General features: G+C 55.7%; 2 protein-coding genes. Both read right to left on the bottom strand.

Features of this window, described 5'->3' with window-relative positions; all coding sequences use genetic code 11:
- Positions 1 to 253: 253 nt before the first annotated feature.
- Positions 254 to 2,542, bottom strand: coding sequence for a DUF2357 domain-containing protein (locus tag SB771_RS33260; protein ID WP_175662724.1), 2,289 nt, complete (start codon positions 2,540 to 2,542; stop codon positions 254 to 256).
- Positions 2,543 to 2,545: 3 nt separating this feature from the next.
- Positions 2,546 to 5,158 carry an McrB family protein gene (locus tag SB771_RS33255; protein WP_244096889.1) on the bottom strand — a complete coding sequence of 871 codons (2,613 nt, stop codon included), beginning with the start codon at positions 5,156 to 5,158 and terminating at the stop codon, positions 2,546 to 2,548.
- Positions 5,159 to 5,483 lie beyond the last annotated feature (325 nt).

The following is a 5,483-nucleotide window of genomic DNA, read 5'->3' as shown; positions in this document are numbered from 1 at the left end:
TCTACGCCGATGATAGTGCGGATTCCCGTGTGAAAGTAGGTAATCGTCAGGCTCCCTAAGCCAAGAACCCCCGCCCGTAAAGGCGGGGGTTTTTACATTTGGGGCGGCGGAAACGTGGGATCCGAGTGGCTTGAAGCGATCCGAACGAGGGATGCCCGATATCGAGAGCGGATGAAGAACGAGTATGTGGGGGCTGGCGATCACGAGACAACTGACTAGGGCTAGTTGTCTCGTCATTGCGGCTTTCGAGTGACTACTCGCCCTTAGCTAGCGACATGACATCACTCCACGAGATGCCGATGGGCTCGCCGTACGCCACACCCTGACTTCTAACGTAAGCATCGATAGAGTGGGACGATAGTCGGCCAAGCCAGTGATTGCGGGTGAGCCATTGGATCTGGACACACCAATAGTTCCCACGGGGAGCAGGATAGCCAGCCGCAGCCATTCCAGCTTCAGTTATTTCCTCTGCGTCAGAAACGATGCGAGCAAGCGCGACCTCATGCGTTGAAGGGCAGTAAAGGAGTAGAAGCTGACTGCTCAGTAGGGCTGCGCCGGGATGAACACCTCCACGCCGACCTTCAGCTCGAAGGTTGTACGACTTACGTCCTCGGATCCAGCTCCAGTGTTCATGGCTTTTTACGAAGCCCAAAAGGACGCTCGCATCAGGGGGCGGGGAAGCGGCCGCTTGAGCCGATCGCCGAAGTTGCGATGTGCTATATGTTTCCATCTGCCAGAATCGGCCGCGCTCATGCCTTGTTAGACGCGTTGCGACGTGATCGAGCACATCGCTGATAAATCGTCGAAGTGCCGATGTACCGCTTGCGATGCCGGTGTCGGTTGGCCGTAGCACGAACGCACCTAATCCCGGCAGGAGCTCGTGATATTCGGGGTATTTCAGGCCGTCTCCTTCATCGTCTCCGCCCGGATACAGCACATATGCACCTGCAGTTCGATGTATCGCGTCGCGGTACGCGTGCATCTTCAATAGATCTTCACGCAGAACGCCGCCACGCTCCAACCGAGCAAGCGATTCCGAGCCAGAGGTATTCGCTTCTTCGCCATCGGTGCCGAAAATTTCTCGAACGAAATCGACCCTATACTTCGCGTCGAAATGAAGCACGATAGGTTCAAATGACGCAGGCTCATCGTCGGCGGGACTGATCAACAACGAATAGTCCGGACGCATTGGTCTCGTCCACGACGCGATACCTGCCATGCCTCGGCGATAGGTTCGATTGAAGCAGAGTTCAATTCGCATACGTCGATCCAAGCGATTGACCTCTCCGGAAAGAACAGTCTCTACGCCTCTGCGAATGCCAACAGTCAAACCATCTGGTCGAGCCTGCACCAACGGACTCAAATCGAACGCCTGAGCCACGAGGTCCGCTACGACCTGCGAAAGCTGGATGAACGCCCAGTACTCGTAAAGCGTCGCGACATCGCGCTGGCCTGCGCCATAGACGTCCGGCGACGATTGCCAAGAGAGACGCGCTGCAAATTCAGTCTCCACATAGGCTTTGAAGATATCCCGATAGCCTTCGCGCTTCTGGAGTACTTGATCGTCGGCTGGGAATCTTGTGAGTCGCCCAACATCGGTAAACAGGTCGCAATGCAGCACCTCTTCCAACTGAGACATTACGCCAGAAATTTCGCGTTGCCCGCGCGTCGTCGCTGGGCTCGCCGCGGCTTTTGAAAGACCTCGCTCGATATCGCCAAGTATCCGAAGCCAATGCTCTAGAGCGAATTTAACAAAGCGATTTGAGGTCGTGTCGTGGGTCGCTTCCGTTTGTGCCCGTTCAAAGTAGGACGGGACGGACTTGAGAGACCCGTCTGGCCAAGCCGATCTAGATCCGCCTTTGGCGAATTGCCGTAGCACACATGAGTCCGCTCGTATCCCGGCGCCAGCACGCACCATGTCGCTTGTCGTTTCCCATGCGGTGTGCGGACGCCGAACGATCTCGCGAAGCGCTCCTTGGAAGTTTTCGCTTTCGAACAAGGCGCGCAAAAATGTGAAGCGCTGATAGAGTGTAACGGCGTCACGTGTCTCGTCGAGTTCGAAGCTTGCATCGCTCACCGCGAAACGGTCCATCACGAGCTCAGTCATTCGCTCAGCAATATCCCGCAGCATCCAGCGATACTCTGAGAGGTACGAGAGTTTGCGCGATCGGACCTCAAGCTCCATCTGTCCGAGTGTTCTGGCGTCGGTACGGAGCACGACGCGTATGGTGCCGGTTGCAAGTCCGGGCCGTAGTCGACCAGACGCTCCGTCCGTGGTATCCGGTTGGAAAAGTTCTTCGGGATCAGCGTTCAGCGGGCTACCGTTTGACCCCAGGATTTCCCAGGCGTATCGATATTCCATGCCCTCCAAAAGCTCAACCATACCTGCAGCAGCATTTTCCGTTGAAGTGCTATCGTCGGAGCACCAAAGCGTTGCTAAAGGAGTGGCAGAGCGACGAGGTAACACCGCAATGCGCAACTTTGCGGTGATGTTTCCTGTCGAATCGCGAAGAAATGCGATAGCTTCTGACGCAGCACGCACGGCTTATTCCGTAAAGCTAGCAAATTGATTGGCACGCAGGCTTCGAAGCATGCGGACGGTCTTAGCATAGGCGATGGGAAGTGCGGCACCTTGCTCTGGCATTTCATCGATCACAAATGTCGGAAGCTTGTCATCGGCCAGAATCGAATCCGGCAGCTCCCGACAGAACTGCGCCAGCGCCAGGAGAGGCAGTTCGAGGCGTCTGCGTGATCCATGCAATCTCGGCAGTACCTTTTGCATGACAATCCGGTCCACGATCGACGCTAGGCCGTTGATCCCAGCCTCTTGTGCCAAGGCCGCAAATCGGATTGCCTCATAGAAGACGCGATGGCCGAACTCGAGGTTGTATCGACTGAGGAGTTCGTGCAATTGCCGCAGGCGCTGGTTCAGCTCGTTGAGCGTGTCGCTCTGGCGATCTCGATGCCAGTTGTCATCCTGCGCGATGCTCAGCAATCCCCTCACCAGCTCCTGATCCCCGGCAACGCACGGGTGCGGCTTGATCGCTTCGATCGAGAGATCACTTGAGTGAACGCGAAACTCGAAAGTGTTGGCACGATCGAGTACTTTTGGCGAGAACATGTAGGTCGTTTCGTCGATGTTGACGGTGCCGACGATCCAGAGATTTCGTGGTAGCGGCAGCTGCTTTTCTGCGTTGGCCTTCAGTCGCCAGCAGTCGTCTGTTCCCTTGTGAAGGTTTGGAATACACGGTTGCCCGGACTCCATACCTGACAGTACATCGGCGAAGTAGCGCTCGACGTGTGCGAGGTTCATCTCATCCAAAAGTAGTAAGTACGGATGCTGAGGATCTGCTGCCGCCTTCAAGATGAACTCCAACGGTGCGGGAACGGACCACGCCCGTCGCCCGTCGAGCTCACGCTTAAGGGCATCTTCGTATCCGAACAACGCTTCTGCACCTGTCCAGTCGGGCCGGACTGCGGCGACGTGAAGCCGATTCTCGCCTAGCCACTCACCGAACCGAATGGCAATTTGTGTCTTACCCGAACCGGACAGTCCAGTCAGAATTGCTAACGGTTTCGTGACCAGACTTGAAATGAAGGACGCGACCAGTCCATGGTGGTGATCACCGAACTTCACGCCGCTAGTAACTAGAGCGTTGCTGAATGCATCGATCGCTGCGCGAAGATCCGCTCTGATGGGGAGCGGTTCGTCCGACAGCTCTGGTTCAATTGCATCCGGTAGCTCGCCCGCATCGTCGCTGGCGAGAACTTGGTTATAGATATCGATTACATCGTCCAAATCCTGTTGCAGCTCAGCCATTGGCAATGGTTGCGTGAGGTCGTACGTCGAGCGAACGATGGATGCGTCGTAGCGATCCGGCACTCGACCATATCGTCCTTTAAACCATTCCCTTACCGTTTGGGCTCCGGCCAGTTCGCCCCAGCTCAATCGGGACGCCCCCTCTTCGCTTACTCCATAGCACAGCAATAGTTGCTGCTGCTCAGCATACAGAAGCAGGACGGGGTAAATGCCTTGATTGACTGATTGTCCATCGCCAAGAAACGCGATCCAGGGAATCCGGGCAAAGTTGCCTTTGCCGAAACTCACTCGAACTTTGAGATCCCGGTATACGCTGAGGTAGCCCTTTGTCCCGAGTTCATTCCCATCACTCGCCTGTTTGAGAAAACGATTAAGGAGCCCCGGAATGCCGTTTGACGATTCCTCCTTGGGTTCAACTTCGAAATCGAGACGTCGCAGCAACCGGAAGGCGGACGAAGCTTCGCCGCCGGAGAAAGCTGCACGATCTAGTGGCTCGCCCGTTGCTTGTTTAACAGCCAGAGACAGGACCAACTTAGGCGGATAGCGCTTGCCGTCATAAACAAGATCGTAGCCAGTGGATTCCGCGTCCGTTGGCACACCTTCTTGGTCGATTTCGTGCAGAGCCAACCGAATGTGCTCCGCCGTTACGTTCTCTGTTGCTGCGGCGAATGTCTCGCTGCGCCACTCCCCTTTCAACGGGGGCACGTAATAGTCAAGCTGGGTCGTGCCGCGCTCCGTTTCAAGGCGTTTCCGAATAGCTTGCAGTTCGCGATCCAGTTGAATAGGATCCATGCGATTAACTACACGACGCTCGTGCTTTGAGTAGTGGCGAACAATAGTCTTGCGATCGTTCTGCCCAAAGATCCGTTCGAAGTCGTCGGGGAACAGCAGGAAGAGCAGCATGTGACGAAACTGTCTTGCTTCCCAATCTGGGACCTGGCGAAGCCATTCATCGAATGCCCATCCCTCTCCGATTAACTCCAGTTGACGAATGTTGGTTAGTTCATTGAAGCGACGGAGGAAGTTGATTAGGAAGGCGAGCTCGCGCCATTGATTTTGATTGAAGCCGGGACCAGCGCTACCGACGCCTGCGAGCACGTCGTCATCTAGCCAGCGCGAGTCGGCCGGTAACGGTTCGCCGGACCACGACCAAATAGCCTGGATAGTCTTGCGTTTGTGGGCTGCTGTTAGGCTACTCGGGCAGAGGTACAGCAACCACATCATTTCGGCGACCAGCTGCTTCGCGGAGTTCGCGGCCGGTGCGAGCTGACTCTCCAATTTCTCAAGAAACTTTCCGTCTCCGAGATCGGGGTTACGTACGAAGTGCTCGTCGAGCAAGTCGAGAGCTTGTGATGTCCAAAGCGGTTGATTGGTCAGGACGGAGCGACCGCCTAGGAGCGCCGTGTCGCGCCAGTGTATGGCCGCATCTAAGATGGATTTAGGGTCGTCGTCCCCGCAGTACCTGCTCATAAATCGCCCCGTAGTTTTTCGTATGTGTAGAGTTGGTCAATTGTATCGATAGATCGTTGGGACTGGGCTGTCACCGCGCCAGTACCGACATGGTGTGACATGATTTGCCGTGAAATTGGAGGTATCCGGAATTTAGTGTGTGAGGCGGGTTGAGATTCAGACTCCGATGTTGAATCGTTCCGGGTAAAGCAGC

The organism is Burkholderia sp. SIMBA_051, from assembly GCF_046534915.1.
Lineage (GTDB): Bacteria > Pseudomonadota > Gammaproteobacteria > Burkholderiales > Burkholderiaceae > Burkholderia > Burkholderia ambifaria.
Note: the sequence above shows the minus strand (reverse complement) of the source record. Positions and strands in the feature narration are given on the sequence as shown.